Here is a 15,921-nt window from a genome sequence, read left to right on the forward strand (position 1 = left end):
GCGAACCAACTTCTATGACGCGCAGCGCGGGCGCGGAAAAAAGGGCGCGAGTTTAACGATTCTGCGTGGCGTTTCCGACGAATATTCCCGCAAAATGCCGGCATATTCGTCTTACGCCATCTTGGGTTAGGCTGTCCGCCCCATGCCAAAGAGGGTTGCCCGTGAATCCTACAAATATTCTGCTGCTTGCCGCCATTGTCCTTTCGACCACCGCCTGCGGCACCCTCGACACGGTGTTTCGCGAAGACGCAGTAGCCAGCCAGAAACTCAAGGACCTGCGCAGCCACTGCGAGAGCGTGCCCCGTATCTACAGCGGGGTGGTGTATGACTTCTGCTCCCTGAATGGCGAACCCAACGGCAAGAAAAGCCTGGAAGACCAGCAGATTGCCTCGGTACCCTGGATTGCCATTGATTTTGCCCTGTCGGGTGTCCTCGATACTTTGGTACTGCCCTACACCGTCTACCGACAGAACCGCGATGGCAGTATCGAGATTTTCCGATGATGCCTCTTGTTTCTCCCTGCCATTTGCGGCTAGAGGCGTTTTGCCGCTTTTAAGCTATAATCCCGCCCTTTAGCTTTTCTCGCCGAGGCGAGGGGCACATATTTTTCAGGCGCCAGCGCCTGCATGCAGACTAAAAGAGGCTAGACCCCAGTGGCATTGACGATTCTTGGCCTGTCCGGCGCCCTTAGCCATGATCCTTCCGCAGCCCTGTATATCGACGGCAAGCTGATCGCGGCGGCCGAAGAAGAGCGCTTCGTACGTGATAAACATGCAAAGAACCGCATGCCCTACGAATCGGCGAAGTTCTGCCTGGAACAGGCTGGCATCAAACCCTCCGACGTTGATGTGGTGGCGATCCCGTTTGCCCCGATCAGCTTGTTCGGCGAGGCTCGCTGGCACTATGCCAAGCGTTACTGGTACGCCCCGGACCGCGCCCTTGACGCGATCCTGATGGGCAACCGGCGCTACAAGCGCTATCGCAACAAGATTGTCTGGTGCCTGGAGCAACTGGGCTTCGATCCGAAGAAGATCAAGATCGAACCGGTTGAACACCACCTGGCCCACGCCTCCAGCGCCTATCACTGCTCGGGCTTCCAGGAGAAGACCGCGATCCTCGGGATCGACGGTAAAGGCGAGTACGCCACGACCTTCTTCGGTTATGGCGAGAACGGCAAGATCCACAAGATCAAAGAATTCTACGACCCGGACTCCCTGGGCGGCCTGTACGGCGCGATCACCGAGTTCCTCGGTTTCGAGATGCTCGACGGCGAGTTCAAGGTCATGGGCATGGCACCCTATGGCGATGCCAGCAAGTACGATTTCTCGCGCCTGGCCTCTTTTGAAAATGGCGAGTTGGTGATCAACACCGACTATGCCAACGTCATCGGCCTGCGCCGCTATAAAGAGAAGGGCAAGGGCTTCTACTTCTCGCCAAAACTGATCGAGTGGCTGGGCCCCAAGCGCGAAGGCGATATCGCCGACGAGCCGTACATCCACTACGCGGCCAGCATGCAGGCTCTGTTCGAGAAGCTGTCGTTGCAGATGATCGACCATTACCTGGGCGATATCCTCAAGGAAACCGGCAAGCTGGCCTTCGCCGGCGGCTGCGCGTTGAACGTCAAGTTGAACCAGAAGATCATTGCCCGCGATGACGTCAAGGAGCTGTTCGTGCAGCCGGCGTCCGGCGATGCCGGCACCGCCGTGGGCGCGGCGGCCTATGTGTCCCATGCCCGTGGGGTACCGGTAGAGAAGATGGAGCACGTCTATCTCGGCCCGTCCTACAGCAACGAAGAAGTGATTGCCGCGTGTGCCAAGCACCCGAGCAAGCCGAAGTGGCGCCAGATCGACGATATGCCCAAGCGCATCGCCCAGATCATGGTCGACGGCAACCCGGTAGCCTGGTTCCAGGGACGCATGGAGTTCGGTCCGCGCGCCTTGGGCGGTCGTTCGATCATCGGTTGCCCGAGCGCCGTGGGCGTGGCTGACCGGATCAACCACCAGATCAAGTTCCGCGAGCGCTGGAGGCCCTTCTGCCCGTCGATGCTCGACACCGTGGCCCCGCAGATGATCAAGGTCGATCACCCGGCCCCGTTCATGACCTTCACCTTTGAAGTCGCCGAAGAGTGGAAAACCCGCGTGCCGGAAGTGGTCCATGAAGATGGCACCTCCCGCGCCCAGGTGCTCAAGCGCGAGTACAACCCGCGCTACTACGACATGATGAAAGAGCTGGAAGTGCTGACCGGCAACGGTGTGTCCCTGAACACCTCGCTCAACCGCCGTGGCGAAGCAATGATCTGCTCGCCGACCGACGCATTGAACATGTTCTTCGGCTCCGACCTGCAGTACCTGATCATGGAAGACATCCTGGTCGTCAAAGATGGTGTGGAAGGGCAAGCCGTTGACTGAAGCACTGATTGGCGTCGTCATCCCTGCCTACAACTACGCGCGCACCCTGGGGCGCGCGGTTGAGTCGGTGCTGGCGCAACTCGACGAAGCCGATGCGCAGTTGTTGGTGATTGATGACGGCTCTACCGACGACACGCCGCAGGTGCTGGACGCTCTGCTGGCCAAGCATCCGGGACGCTTCCAGGTGTTGCGCAAGCCCAATGGCGGCCTGGCCTCGGTGCGCAATCGTGGCATTGAGGAGTCTGCGGGCCAGTACCTGATGTTCCTGGACGCCGATGATGAAATGGCCCCGGGCGCCCTGGCCCTGGTTGCGCAGCATATTGCTGCTCACCCGGATAGCCGCCTGATCATCGGTGGCCACTGGTCGGTATTTGAAGATGGCAAGCGCCGCCTGCATGCCGTCAAGCCGTTGCCTGCTACGCCTTATCTGCGGGTGCGCGGGTATTTGCTGGACAAGACCATCGCCATCTCCAATGGCGCCTGCGCCATGCACCGGGAGATTTTTGCGGTAGGCAACTACCCGGAGCGCATGCGCAACGCCGAGGATATCCCGGTGTTTGCCCAGGCCCTGGCGCGCGTGCCCTGCACGGTTATCGACCAGCCGCTGGCCTTGATCTACAAACATGCAGACAGCTTGCGGCATGACATCAAGCACAGTGTGGCGGCGGGTGTGAGCCTGGTTGACGAGGTGTTTTCGCCAGTGCGTATGCCGGCAGAGTTGCAAGGCTTGCGCCGTGCGTTTCTCGCGCAGCGCTGCCTGTCTTTGTTTCGCAATTGCTTCAGTGCTGGTGAATACACGCTTGCCAGGCAGTTTTACTGCCAGGCGGTACGTACAGACTGGCGTGCCCTGACTCGCTGGTCGTACACACGCAAGGCGCTTCAGCTGATGTTCAAGTAAGCGTTTTATAGCCTGTTACGCTACGCCTGGAATGACCTATGAAGCGCCTGAGTTGATTGCAATGACCGGGCGTTGGTTTTTTGTGGCGTGGTGGTTTTTCTGGAATATATGTTTCCAAATCTTGTGCGCACGATGTGACGCCAGGTTTTAAGGGGGGGGTGTGGTTGGAATAGGCAGTAAATTTTGGGCCCGGGTGTTGAGTGTTGTCGTCGAACATCCCGTTCGAGTGGCATTTTTCGGGAGTCTGCTGCTATCCCTGATCGCCATATTGGGCGCAGCGACGGTCGGGCGTGATGCGGCTTTCTACCTGACCATTGCCCAGACCGCTTACGTCCACGGCCCGAAAGCCGCCTTTGCCCTGTTCAACTGGCCCTGGTTCTCCCTGCTCCTGGCCGGCACCCATTCGGTTACAGCCCTGCCCATAGAACTGAGTGCCCACTTATGGTGTTCGCTGTTTGCCGCCGGGACCTGTGCCCTGCTGGTTGACTGCGTTCGCCAGCGCTCGGTGCAGGTTGCGCCCTGGGCCTGCCTGGTGGTGCTGGCGATGCCGGCGTTCAACGAGTTTCGCGGTGAGATCCTGCGTGAGTTCGGCTTCTGGTTTTTCTGCACCCTGACGCTCTGGCTGGCCATGCGTTGGCAGGCTCGAGGGGGGTGGCTGCGTGCGGCAACCATCCACCTGGCAATTGTCGCGGCGGCAGCCTTCCGGCTGGAAGCGTTGTTGCTGTTGCCTGCGCTGGGCTTATGGCAGTTGCCTGGCCTGTGGGTGCGTGAGCGGCGCCTGGCACTCCTGCAGTTTATTGCGCTACCGCTGCTCGGCGTGGTTGCGGGGATGGTGTTGGTCACGGCAACGGGTGGTTTTTCGTCGGCGCGCGTTGCCTACTATATGGACATGATCAACCCGAGCAGTGTCCTGGCGTCATTCGATTTGCTGCGCGAGCAGTTCGCCAACTCGCTGATCAACAAGTACTCCCGGGATGAAGCAGGGCGCATCATCTTCTTTGGCATCCTGGCGACCATGGCCATCAGCTTTGTGAATATTTGCGGTCCGTTTGCCGTGCCGTTTTTACGGGGCCGCAATTGGCAGGCGATCAAGCGCTACTGGCATGAATACCGGCCTTTTGCCTGGGCGGCGGTGTTGTACCTGCTGGTATTGTTGTTGTTCTTTATCCAGCAGCAGTTCATGAACATGCGCTACATGAGCTTCTTGAACCTGCTGTTGGTGCCAGCGTTGGCGATGGCGCTGCAGATGTTTGCCCAGCAGTTCCCGCGCCTGGGCAAGGCGCTGGTGGCGATATGCCTATTGGTGATGCTGTCCAATGTGGTGTCCACCGGGCCGGGCAAGGTCCAGTACGTCGAGGCGGGGCGCTGGATGGCGGCGAATGTCGAGCCGGATGTGCCTGCTTACTTCGATGATGGCCGTATCGGCTATTACGCTGGACGGGGTTATCTGCTCAAGAAACTGACCCGTGAAGCTGCGATGTCTCCGGCGCACGCAGGTAAATTCCGCTACTTCCTGATCGAAGCCCGCGGCAACGAGCCCTGGCTCACCAGTTGGCTGGCCGAGCGCAACCTGCGCATCGTCGAGCGCTTCGCCAATCGTCGAGGCGCCACGGTACTGGTCATCACCCAGTAAGATCAGTCCAGTAGTTGCCGCAGGCGCTCAATCAACGGCGCCTGTTGACTGCCTGCCGGCAAGCCCTGGCGATAGCCATCGAAAAAGGCTTGCCCGGCATCATCGCCCAGCAGCCACTGGCGGTCCTCAGGGTAGCGTCGCAGGTGGCTGAAGTTACGCAGGCGCTTGCTCTGGCTCAGGGGGGCGGTCTGGCAACTCAGGTCGGCAATGTCGATCAGCCCCAGGGTGTTTTCCGGTGTCAGGACCACGTTGCCAAAGTGCAGCGAGCGAAAGTACACGCCCTTCTCATGCAATTGCGCAATGAAGCTGCCAAGACGCACACGCAGGGCGTCGGCCTCGGTTTTGGCAAGCTGCAACTGGCGGATGGTTTCCCCGGCCAGCGGGCTGTAGTACACCGCATCCCGCGCAATGCTGGGGATGCGATACACCGCAATGATGCGCGGGCAGGGGATATCCCGTTGCTGCAGGGCGCGGGTGTTGTTGGCGAAACGTTGTGCATAGGGGTAGAACAGCGCTGAACTGAGCAGGCGCTTGCGCCGGAACAGTTTGAGCATGCAACCATCGGTCAACCGGAGCACCTTGTCGCCAGAACCATCGGCTTCCAGCACCTGCGCGCCGGCGCGCAGTGCCTCATAGGTGTTGTGATCGATTACTTGCATGCCTGACTCCCATCAATAGCCGGTTATCTTAACCGACTTGGTGCAAGGCTGGCCCCTGCTCATGTTTTTTGGGCTGAAGAGGCCTGTGATATGATCCGCGCCTTACTGATTTGCGCGGATTCCCATGAGCAGTCCTGAACCGAAAACCCAGTCGACGCTGGCGATTTACTTTCGCCTCCTGACTTACGTACGGCCTTATGTGGGTCTGTTCATCCTGAGTATCGTCGGGTTCCTGATCTTCGCATCGACCCAGCCGATGCTCGCTTATATCCTCAAGTATTTTGTCGATGGCCTGGCGAACCCCGAGGCCAGTCTGTTCCCCGGCAACCCCTATCTGGGCAAGTTGCAGTTGCTGGAAACCGTGCCGCTGATGATCGTGCTGATCGCGGCCTGGCAGGGCGTAGGTTCGTTCCTCGGCAACTTCTTCCTGGCCCGGGTTTCCCTGGGGTTGGTCCACGACCTGCGTGTAGTGCTGTTCAACAAGCTGTTGGAGTTGCCCAACCGCTTCTTTGACAAGAACAACTCCGGCCATCTGATCTCGCGCATTACCTTTAACGTGACCATGGTCACCGGTGCTGCCACCGATGCGATCAAGGTGGTTATCCGTGAAGGCATGACCGTGATTTTCCTGTTCTGCACCCTGGTGTGGATGAACTGGAAACTGACCCTGGTGATGCTGGCGATCCTGCCGGTGATCGGCATGATGGTGAACAGCACCAGTCGTAAATTCCGCAAGCAAAGCAAGAAAATCCAGGTGTCCATGGGCGACGTGACCCATGTGGCATCCGAGACGATCCACGGCTACCGCGTGGTCCGCAGCTTTGGCGGTGAGCAGTATGAAAAGGTGCGCTTCAAGCAGGCGAGCCTGAGCAACACCGAGAAGCAGCTGGCGATGACCAAGACCGGCGCGGTGTACACGCCGATGCTGCAGTTGGTGACCTACAGTGCGATGGCCGTGGTCATGTTCCTGGTCCTGTATTTGCGTGGCGATGCCTCGCCGGGTGATCTGGTGGCCTACATCACCATGGCCGGCCTGTTGCCCAAGCCGATTCGCCAGCTTTCCGAAGTCAGCTCGACCATCCAGAAGGGTGTGGCGGGCGCCGAAAGTATTTTCGAGCAGTTGGATGAGCCGGTAGAAGTTGACCAGGGCGTGATTGAACATGAGCGTCTGGCGGGGCGCATTGAAGTGCGCAACCTCAGCTTCCAATACCCGGATAGCGACAAGAAAGTGCTCAACGACATCAGCTTTATCGTCGAGCCTGGGCAAATGGTCGCACTGGTAGGGCGTTCGGGCAGCGGCAAATCCACCCTGGCCGGCTTGATCCCACGCTTCTATCAGCACGAACAGGGGCAGATTCTGCTCGATGGCGTACGCGTGCAGGATTTCACCCTGCGTAACCTGCGCCGGCAAATTGCCCTGGTGACCCAGCAGGTCACCTTGTTCAACGACACCGTGACCAACAACATCGCCTATGGCGACCTGGCCGGCGCACCCACCGACGCGGTGCACCATGCTGCTCGCGAAGCCTATGCCGATGAGTTCATCGTGAAGATGCCCCAGGGCTACGAAACCCTGGTGGGCGAGAACGGCGTGCTGCTGTCCGGCGGCCAGCGCCAACGCATCGCGATTGCCCGGGCCCTGCTCAAGGATGCGCCGCTGTTGATTCTCGACGAGGCCACCTCGGCCCTGGACACCGAGTCCGAGCGCCATATCCAGGCCGCCCTGGACCATGTGGTGAAGAACCGCACGACCCTGGTGATTGCCCACCGCCTGAGCACCATCGAGAAAGCCGACCTGATCCTGGTGATGGATGACGGCCAGATTGTCGAGCGCGGCACCCACGTCGAGTTGCTGGCGCAGAACGGCTACTACGCGCGGTTGCACGCCAAGGAGTTCGAAGAAGGCGACCCGGTGGCGCCCTCCCACGTGACAGATGCCTATTGAGGCGCCATTGCAGCCAGGCTGGCATTGACCGCCAGGATTGAATCGGTCGATGCTTTTCCCTGTGCTAATATCGCGCCCCTGTTCATTTTGTATGTGGGTTGCTCCATGAAGTTGTCCATGCCGCGATTCGATCAAGCCCCTGTCTTGGTGGTCGGCGATGTCATGCTCGACCGTTACTGGCATGGCGGTACCTCACGGATTTCCCCTGAGGCACCGGTACCGGTAGTCAAGGTCGAGCAAATCGAAGACCGTCCAGGGGGCGCCGCCAACGTTGCCCTTAACATCGCCGCGCTCGGCGCCCCGGCCTCCCTGGTCGGCGTGACCGGCGACGACGAAGCCGCCGACAGCCTGACCAACAGCCTGCGCGGCGCTGGCGTGCGTGCGCTGTTCCAGCGCATTGCCCACCAGCCGACCATCGTCAAGCTGCGGGTCATGAGCCGTCACCAGCAATTGCTGCGTATCGACTTTGAAGAACCCTTTGCCACCGACGCCCTGGCCCTCAGTGACCAGGTCGACGCGTTGCTTGAAGGCATCAAGGTGCTGGTGCTGTCGGACTACGGCAAAGGCGCACTGAAAAACCACCAGGTGCTGATCCAGGCCGCCAAGGCCCGGGGTATCCCGGTGCTGGCCGACCCCAAGGGCAAGGACTTCTCGGTCTACCGGGGCGCCAGCCTGATCACGCCGAATCTCAGCGAATTTGAAACCATCGTCGGCGGCTGCGTCGATGAGCACGATTTGGTGAGCAAAGGCGCAAGCCTGATGGCCGATCTCGACCTCGGCGCGTTGCTGGTGACCCGTGGCGAACACGGCATGACCCTGTTGCGCCCCGGTCACCCGGCCATGCACCTGCCTGCGCGAGCGCGGGAAGTGTTCGACGTCACCGGCGCCGGCGACACCGTTATTTCCACCCTGGCGGCGGCGATCGCCGCCGGCGAGGAGTTGCCCCACGCGGTGGCCCTGGCCAACCTGGCGGCGAGCATCGTGGTCGGCAAGCTGGGTACGGCGTCCATCAGCGCCCCGGAACTGCGTCGCGCGATCCAGCGTGAGGAAGGTTCGGAGCGTGGCGTGTTGAGCCTTGAGCAGTTGCTGCTGGCGATTGACGATGCCCGCGCCCATAACGAAAGCATTGTCTTCACCAATGGTTGTTTCGACATCCTGCATGCCGGCCATGTGACTTACCTGGAGCAGGCTCGTGCCCAGGGTGATCGCCTGATCGTGGCGATCAACGACGATGCTTCGGTCAGCCGCCTCAAAGGCCCTGGCCGGCCCATCAACAGCGTGGATCGGCGCATGGCGGTGCTGGCTGGGTTAGGCGCGGTGGACTGGGTGATCAGCTTCTCCGAGGGCACCCCGGAAAACCTGCTGGCCCAGGTCAAGCCAGATGTATTGGTCAAGGGCGGGGATTACTCGGTCGACCAGGTGGTCGGCGCCGATATCGTCAATGCCTATGGCGGCAAGGTCAAAGTCCTGGGGTTGGTGGAGAACAGCTCGACCACCGCGATTGTCGATAAAATTCGTCAAACCAACGATGCCGCCCAATAGGTTTACCGCTATGTCTGATGCTCTCGTACTGATTACCGGCGGCGCTGGTTTCATCGGCTCCAATCTGGTCGATGCACTGCTAGCCAAGGGCTATGCGGTGCGCGTGCTGGATAACCTGTCCACCGGCAAGCGCAGTAACCTGCCATTGGATAACCCGCGCCTGCAACTGCTCGAAGGCGATGTGGCCGATGCCGCACTGGTCGCCCGCGCAGCGGTGGGGGCGACGGCGGTGGTGCATCTGGCGGCGGTTGCTTCGGTGCAGGCGTCGGTGGATGACCCGGTCAGTACGCACCAGAGCAACTTCGTGGGCAGCCTGAATGTCTGCGAGGCCATGCGCCAGGCTGGGGTCAAGCGCGTGGTGTTTGCCTCCAGTGCGGCGGTGTATGGCAATAACGGCGAGGGCGACTCGATCGACGAGCAAACCGCCAAGGCGCCGTTGACGCCATATGCCTCGGACAAGCTGGCCAGCGAGCACTACTTTGACTTCTATCGCCGCCAGCATGGCCTGGAGCCGGTGATTTTCCGCTTCTTCAATATTTTTGGCCCGCGCCAGGATCCGTCATCGCCGTATTCCGGGGTGATCAGCATCTTCAGCGAGCGCGCGCAAAAAGGCCTGCCGATTGCCGTATTCGGCGACGGTGAGCAAACCCGTGACTTCATGTACGTAGGGGATCTGGTAGCGGTACTGGTGCAAGCCGTGGAAATGGCGGATGCCCCCCTGGGCGCGATCAATGTCGGCTGGAACCACACCACCACCCTCAAGCAGTTGCTGCAGGCGCTGTCGGAAATCATCGGCTCGTTGCCGGCTGTCAGCTACACAGCGCCGCGCTCGGGGGATATCCGGCACTCCAGAGCCAACAACCAGCGCTTGGCGGCAAGCTTCACATTGCCTGAGCCGACGCCGCTGAAGGTTGGTCTGGAGCGACTACTCAACCAGTAGGTACCGCTCGCCACAGGCGGGGCTGCTTCAGCGACCCGCCTTCTTCGGCACCATCTTGCGCAAGATCTGCCTGGCCCGCCCGGTCAATTGCTTCAACTTCGATTCCTTCTCCGGCGCGCTCAGGCCCTGTTGCCTGAGCCAGTCCTTCCAGCGGATCCGCTCATCACGCACCAACCAGCCCTCCTGCTGGGCAAAACTCTCCGCCAGGTACAACCCACGGGTGCTCGCCGGGATCAGTTGATCCTTCTTCAGGGTATACAGCTCGGCGCACGGCTGGCCGTCCTTCAGGGGCATCAGGTACAAATCCGGGCGCTGGCGGTCCAGGCGGGCCACCAGTTGGTCGCCCTCCAGGCGTTCGTCCACATGGAACAGGCTCAGGGACTTGGCTTCCTTGGGCACTTCCAGGCGCAGGTCATAGATCAATTGCAGTGAGGCCGTGGGCAGGTGCACATAGGCCCGCGGGCGTTCGATCAACTGCATGCTGGCGCAGCGCACCGGGCGGGCAGCGCCGGACAGCGGCGACAGGCGAAACGGCAATGCCTCGCGGTAGTGCAGGGCGCTGGAGTAGGGCGCCGGCAGCCAAGTGTCATTGAAACGTCCGCCGAGCCAGCCCTCCGGGGTTTCCAGCAGGCATTCCTCGGCGATTTCCTGAATAGCGGTGTGCAGCGGCAGGTTCAGTTCATGGGCTGGCACGTAGCCGGAAATCAGCTTGAGCACCACATCGCCACGGTCCTGCCGGCGCTGGCGCACCAACACCCAGTAATCGCGGTTTTGCCAGTGCAGCGTCAGGCGCACCGACACCCCGAGGTTGGCCAGTTCCAGGGCAAAGCGTTCGGCGTCTGCTACGTCCACTGGCTTGCGCCGCTGCAGGGTCTGGGCAAAGTTGAGCGGCATGCCCACGCTCTGGTAGCTCAGGCCTTCGGGGGTGGCTTCGACGTACAGCGGCAGTGTTTTGAAATTACTGGGGTTTTTTCTTATGAGCGTTCGCGGCATGTCGGCTCCTTCTTGCGTCGGGGTCGGCCGCGTCGGCGGCATCAGGATTGGCGAATGATCTTGGCAGCGGTTGCCACATTATGGGCAAGGTGCAGCGGGTTGATGGTCCCGACAATAGCACTGGCCACGCCCGTTTGCGCAAACAACAAGGTGAAACTGGCGTGAATTGGATCCACTCCCGGTTCAAGGCAGGCATGGCCACTGGCCAGGGCCTTTTTCACCAGGATGCCTTTGCCATGGGCGGCAGCGTAATCAATCACGGCTTTTTCGTTTTGCTCGCTCAGATTGTAGGTGACCATGGCGCAATCGCCTTGTTCCAGAGCCTTCACCCCGCCTTCGACGGTTTTGCCGGAGAAGCCGAAACCGCGAATCTTGCCCTCGCGCTTAAGCTCCGCCAGAGTCTGGTACACCTCGCAGTTGTTGAGGATATGCAAGTCATTACCGTCGGAATGCACCAGCACCAGGTCGATAAAATCCGTTTCCAGGCGTTTCAAGCTGCGCTCCACGGACAACCGGGTGTGGGCGGCACTGAAATCGTGACGGGACACGCCGTCGGCAAATTCTTCGCCGACCTTGCTGACGATCACCCAGTCCTGGCGCTGGCCTCGCAGCAACGGCCCCAGGCGCTCTTCGCTATGGCCGTAGGCGGGGGCGGTGTCGATCAGGTTGATCCCCAGCTCGCGGGCCTGGCGCAGCAACATGCGCGCTTCTTCATCATTGGGGATCTGGAAACCATTGGGGTACTTCACCCCCTGGTCGCGCCCCAGCTTCACGGTGCCCAGGCCCAGTGGCGACACCAGCAGGCCGGTGCTGCCCAGGGGGCGATGGAGGTCATGCAGGGTCGGTAGGCTCATGGCAACAATTGCTCCCAGGCAGGTTGGGCGATGGCCGGGCGCGGCAGTTCGGGCAGCGGTGTGCTTGGCGTTGGCCGGATGCCGTCACGTTGCAGGGCGCTGAGCACCCGGTCGGCGAAGTCCGGCGCCAGGGCCAGCTTGGTCGGCCAGCCCACCAGCAAGCGGCCCTGTTCGGCGAGGAACGCGTTATCCGGCCGGGTCAGGCCCGTTTGCAGGGGCTCGGCGCGGTCTACCCGCAGGGTCGCCCATTGGGTTTGGCTCATGTCGATCCATGGCAGCAGGTGCGCCAGTTCCTTTTGCGCCGTGGCGATCTGCTCGGCGGGCGTGCGGTGTACACCTTCGGTCTCGGCAATATCACCGCCCATGTACCACACCCAATGGCCATCGGCGGCCGGGTGGGTGGTGATGGTGATCCGTGGCTTGGTGCCGCCACCCAGGCAGTGCGCGTACAGGGGTTTGAGGCCGGGGCCCTTGGCGATGATCATATGCAGCGGGCGTTTTTGCATGGCCGGCTGGCTCAGGCCCAGGGCCGTCAGCAGCTCGGCGGTGCCGCCGCCGGCACTCAGCACGATGCGCTGGGCGCGGATCGCCCGGCCATCGACTTTCAGGCCAACGAGGATGCCACCTTCCAGCAGCGGTTCGATCTGTTGCCCGGCGAGCAGGCCGTCGCCGGCCAATTGTGCCAGGCGCTCGATCAGGCTCGGCACGTCCACCACCAGTTCGGCCAGGCGATAGACCTTGCCCTTGAAGCGGCGGTCTTGCAGGGCCGGCGGCAAATCGTCGCCCTTGACCTGATCGACGCGGCCACGCACCGCCTTGCTGGCGAAGAAGCTGGTGAGGTTGCCGGCCAGGGTGCCCGGCGACCACAGGTAATGGGCCTGGGACAACAGGCGCACGCCCGTCAGGTCCAGCTCGCCAGTACCCGCCAGCGCTTCCCGCCAGCGTCGCGGCATATCGGCAATGGCTTCGGAGGCGCCGGTCAGGGCGCCATGCAGGGCGTACTTCGCACCGCCGTGAATGATCCCCTGGGACTTCACGCTCTGCCCGCCACCCAAGGTCGCGTTCTCCACCACAATCGTGGAGAACCCCTGGCTGCGCAGGCGCGCATTGAGCCAGAGGCCGGCAACCCCGGCGCCGACAATCAGGACGTCGGTGGAAATAACGGATGGCATGGGGCGACCTCAGTGTTCAGAACAAGAGGCCAAGTATACAGACTCGACAGCGGGATCTTTGCCCAGGATCAACAACTGTAGAAGGTCAGTGGCCTGCGGTTTTCGAAAACAACTGAATCACCACCACCCCCAGCACAATCATGCCCATCCCCAGCATCGCCGGCAGATCGAGTTTTTGCCCATAGATAAACAGCGCCGCGATGCTGACCATGACGATCCCCAGCCCCGCCCACACCGCGTAGGCCACGCCCACGGGCACGGTGCGCACCACCAGGGTCAGCATCCAGAATGCGACGCCATAGCCGACGATCACCAGCAGCAGGGGGATCGGCGTGCTCCAGCCCTTGATCGCTTTCATGGAAACGGTGGCGATCACTTCCGAGCAGATGGCAATGGCCAGGTAGTAGTAGGCGGCGTTCATGGGGTGTTCCTCGGAATTGGGGCGCGTAATAAGGCCGGCATTCTAGAGAATCCGCAGATGGGGTAAAGTCATTACCTATCCGAATTCAAGATGGGTTGAGCCGATGAGCGTGCAGTGGAATCTGGAGCAGATGCGCCTGTTTGTCAGCGTCGCCGAGCAGCGTTCGTTCTCGGCGGTGGCACGGGACCAGCGCAAGGCGCAATCGGCGGTGAGCAATGGCATCGCCCTGCTGGAGGCCGACCTGGGCGTGAGCCTGTTTGATCGCAGCAGCGGTCGTCAGCCACGCCTGACCGAGGCCGGCACGGTATTGCTGGAGGAAGCCCGGGAAGTGCTGCGCCAGTGTGAGCGCCTCAACGGCCGCGCCCTGTCCCTGATGCGCGGCGAAGAAGCGCGGCTGCGTCTGGCCCAGGACGAAGCCATGCTGTATCAGCCGGTACTCGACAGTCTTGAGGCGCTGGCCGGGAAATTTCCCAGCCTGGAGGTGCAGTTGTCCAGCACGGCCCAGGGCGATGTCGCTCGCAAGTTGGTGGAGCGCAAGGCCGACCTGGGGTTGCTGTTCTACCACGATCAGATCCCTGAGGCCCTTGAACGGCGGGTGGTCGGCAGTGTGGAAATGGTCACGGTGTGTGGCGTCGGGCACCCGCTGGCCAGGGGTGGGTTTGTCGATTGCCAGCGTCTGGCGCAGTTTCGCCAATTGCTGATGTCGACCCAGACCAGCGTTTACCCCGGCAGCGAGGCGGCCAGCCCCCAGGTATGGCGCGCCGACAGTTTCTACGTGCTGGCCGAATGGTTGGTGCGCGGCCTGGGCTGGGCCTGGTTGCCCCGGCATGTGGTGCAGTACCCGACGTATCAGGGGCAGATGGTCGAGTTGGACAGCGAGTGGACGCCGCCGGCCCTGGTGGTGGAATTGGTGTGGCGGCGCGATGAGCCCCTGGGCCCGGCGGCGCGCTTTCTGGCCGAACGTTTTACCGCGTGTTTGCAGGCGATCGGCTGAAAAAGCCGATAAACTCCGCCGCCATGAATAGAACTCTCTATAGCTGTCTGTTTTACCTGGCGCTGCCGTTGGTGGCCTTACGTCTATGGCTGCGGGCCCGCAAGGCGCCGGCCTACGCCAAGCGCGTCAGCGAGCGCTTTTCCTACGGCTTGCCGGTACTCAAGCCCGGCGGGATCTGGGTGCACGCGGTGTCGGTGGGCGAGAGCATCGCCGCCGCGCCGATGATCCGCGGTTTGCTGGAGCGGCATCCACAGTTGCCGATCACCGTTACCTGCATGACGCCCACCGGTTCGGAGCGGATCCAGGCGCTGTTCGCCGATGAACCGCGCATCCAGCATTGCTACCTGCCTTACGATTTACCGTGTGCCGCCAAGCGTTTTCTGGACCGGGTGCAGCCCAGGCTTGCGGTCATCATGGAAACCGAATTGTGGCCCAACCATATTCATCAATGTGCCAAGCGCGGGATCCCCGTGGCCTTGGCCAATGCGCGGCTGTCGGCACGTTCGGCCAAGGGTTACGGGCGTTTCGCCAAGCTGACTGCGCCAATGCTGGCAGAAATGAGCCTGTTTGCCGTGCAGACCGCCACCGAGGCCGAGCGCTTCCGCAGCCTGGGCGCGCGCCCGGAAACAGTCGAAGTCACCGGCTCGATCAAGTTTGACCTGACCATCGACCCCGAACTGCTGGCGCGCGCCGCTGCGTTGCGCGAGCAATGGCAGGCCAGCGAGCGCCCGGTATGGATCGCCGCCAGTACCCACGAGGGCGAAGATGAAGTGGTGCTGGCTGCCCATCGACAACTACTGGCCAGTTACCCCAACGCGCTGCTGATCCTGGTGCCCCGTCACCCGGAGCGGTTCAACGCAGTGCTGGAGCTTTGCCAACAGCAGGGTTTTGCTACGGTGCAGCGCTCCAGCGGCGCGCCGGTCGGTGCCGACACCTCGGTATTGCTCGGCGACACCATGGGCGAGCTGCTGTTTCTCTACGCCTTGGCCGATAGCGCCTTTGTCGGCGGCAGCCTGGTGCCCAATGGCGGGCACAACCTGCTGGAGCCGGCGGCGCTGGCCAAACCGGTGATCAGTGGCCCGCACCTGTTCAACTTCCTCGAAATCGCCGCGATGATGCGCGAGGCCGGAGCGTTGCAGGAAGTGGATGAGGCCGAGGGGTTGGCCGAGGTGGTGCGGCAGCTGTTCGAGCTACCGCAGGATGCGCGCAAGCGGGCGCTGGCGGGGCTTAAGGTGATGCAGGCTAATCAGGGCGCGTTGAAGCGTTTGCTCGATGGCTTGGACAGACTAATCAAACCCTGACCCCCGCTCGGTCAAAAATGTGGGAGCTGGCTTGCTTGCGATAGCCATAGGTATCTACATAACTCTTTTATCTAGTGCTTATTGGGGTTGTGTACATTTCCGTTGCTGCGGTTACGGCGGCTATTGGTTCCGCCCTTACGGCGGCTCACTTTGGAAAGCCC

Annotated in this window: 14 protein-coding genes; 9 read left to right on the forward strand and 5 right to left on the reverse strand. The window is 61.6% G+C overall.

From position 1 onward, the window contains the following. Window positions 1-161: 161 nt before the first annotated feature. From K1X80_RS03310 to K1X80_RS03325, 4 genes are all read left to right on the forward strand, one after another. Window positions 162-503 (forward strand): YceK/YidQ family lipoprotein, encoded by a 342-nt coding sequence (locus K1X80_RS03310; RefSeq protein ID WP_057437310.1) that lies wholly within the window; start codon window positions 162-164, stop codon window positions 501-503. 150 nt (window positions 504-653) lie between these two features. Continuing rightward, window positions 654-2,408 carry a carbamoyltransferase gene (locus K1X80_RS03315; RefSeq protein WP_057437314.1) on the forward strand — a complete coding sequence of 585 codons (1,755 nt, stop codon included), beginning with the start codon at window positions 654-656 and terminating at the stop codon, window positions 2,406-2,408. Continuing rightward, window positions 2,401-3,306 carry a glycosyltransferase family A protein gene (locus K1X80_RS03320; RefSeq protein WP_233093217.1) on the forward strand — a complete coding sequence of 302 codons (906 nt, stop codon included), beginning with the start codon at window positions 2,401-2,403 and terminating at the stop codon, window positions 3,304-3,306. The genes K1X80_RS03315 and K1X80_RS03320 overlap by 8 nt, the downstream gene beginning before the upstream one ends. A 268-nt stretch (window positions 3,307-3,574) precedes the next feature. Further along, complete coding sequence (locus K1X80_RS03325) at window positions 3,575-4,939, forward strand: hypothetical protein (protein ID WP_233098297.1); 1,365 nt, start codon at window positions 3,575-3,577, stop codon at window positions 4,937-4,939. Window positions 4,940-4,941: 2 nt separating this feature from the next. On the opposite strand, the gene K1X80_RS03330 is transcribed toward K1X80_RS03325, so the two are convergent. Next, window positions 4,942-5,598: a phosphotransferase gene (locus tag K1X80_RS03330; protein WP_169989278.1), complete on the reverse strand. Its 657-nt coding sequence runs from the start codon at window positions 5,596-5,598 to the stop codon at window positions 4,942-4,944. A 124-nt stretch (window positions 5,599-5,722) separates the two neighbouring features. On the opposite strand from K1X80_RS03330, the gene msbA reads away from it, so the two are divergent. From msbA to K1X80_RS03345, 3 genes are all read left to right on the forward strand, one after another. Next, window positions 5,723-7,543: a lipid A export permease/ATP-binding protein MsbA gene (msbA, locus tag K1X80_RS03335; RefSeq protein ID WP_057958125.1), complete on the forward strand. Its 1,821-nt coding sequence runs from the start codon at window positions 5,723-5,725 to the stop codon at window positions 7,541-7,543. Between the two features lie 105 nt (window positions 7,544-7,648). Then, window positions 7,649-9,085 (forward strand): bifunctional D-glycero-beta-D-manno-heptose-7-phosphate kinase/D-glycero-beta-D-manno-heptose 1-phosphate adenylyltransferase HldE, encoded by a 1,437-nt coding sequence (gene hldE, locus K1X80_RS03340; protein ID WP_057958126.1) that lies wholly within the window; start codon window positions 7,649-7,651, stop codon window positions 9,083-9,085. Between the two features lie 10 nt (window positions 9,086-9,095). Beyond that, window positions 9,096-10,025: an NAD-dependent epimerase/dehydratase family protein gene (locus K1X80_RS03345; protein ID WP_057958127.1), complete on the forward strand. Its 930-nt coding sequence runs from the start codon at window positions 9,096-9,098 to the stop codon at window positions 10,023-10,025. 27 nt (window positions 10,026-10,052) lie between these two features. Here K1X80_RS03345 and K1X80_RS03350 read toward each other — a convergent pair whose 3' ends face one another. The 4 genes from K1X80_RS03350 to K1X80_RS03365 all read right to left on the reverse strand — a co-directional run bounded on the left by K1X80_RS03350 (window position 10,053) and on the right by K1X80_RS03365 (window position 13,465). Continuing rightward, window positions 10,053-11,018: a hypothetical protein gene (locus tag K1X80_RS03350; RefSeq protein ID WP_057437325.1), complete on the reverse strand. Its 966-nt coding sequence runs from the start codon at window positions 11,016-11,018 to the stop codon at window positions 10,053-10,055. 41 nt (window positions 11,019-11,059) lie between these two features. After that, the gene (locus tag K1X80_RS03355) at window positions 11,060-11,872 is read right to left on the reverse strand and encodes an aldo/keto reductase (protein WP_220172659.1); all 813 of its coding nucleotides are present in this window, start codon (window positions 11,870-11,872) and stop codon (window positions 11,060-11,062) included. Further along, on the reverse strand, window positions 11,869-13,044 hold the full coding sequence (locus tag K1X80_RS03360) for an FAD-binding oxidoreductase (RefSeq protein WP_216312464.1): 1,176 nt from the start codon (window positions 13,042-13,044) through the stop codon (window positions 11,869-11,871). The genes K1X80_RS03355 and K1X80_RS03360 overlap by 4 nt, the downstream gene beginning before the upstream one ends. Before the next feature lie 85 nt (window positions 13,045-13,129). Then, on the reverse strand, window positions 13,130-13,465 hold the full coding sequence (locus tag K1X80_RS03365) for a multidrug efflux SMR transporter (RefSeq protein WP_057437331.1): 336 nt from the start codon (window positions 13,463-13,465) through the stop codon (window positions 13,130-13,132). Window positions 13,466-13,568: 103 nt separating this feature from the next. Here K1X80_RS03365 and K1X80_RS03370 point away from each other — a divergent pair, with 103 nt between their 5' ends. Beyond that, window positions 13,569-14,459 (forward strand): LysR family transcriptional regulator, encoded by an 891-nt coding sequence (locus K1X80_RS03370; protein WP_057958130.1) that lies wholly within the window; start codon window positions 13,569-13,571, stop codon window positions 14,457-14,459. A 23-nt stretch (window positions 14,460-14,482) separates the two neighbouring features. Then, entirely contained in the window at window positions 14,483-15,760 is a 1,278-nt protein-coding gene (gene waaA, locus K1X80_RS03375) for a lipid IV(A) 3-deoxy-D-manno-octulosonic acid transferase (protein WP_216312465.1), read from the forward strand. Window positions 15,761-15,921 lie beyond the last annotated feature (161 nt).

It is taken from the genome of Pseudomonas sp. So3.2b (assembly GCF_019464415.1).
GTDB lineage: Bacteria > Pseudomonadota > Gammaproteobacteria > Pseudomonadales > Pseudomonadaceae > Aquipseudomonas > Aquipseudomonas shahriarae.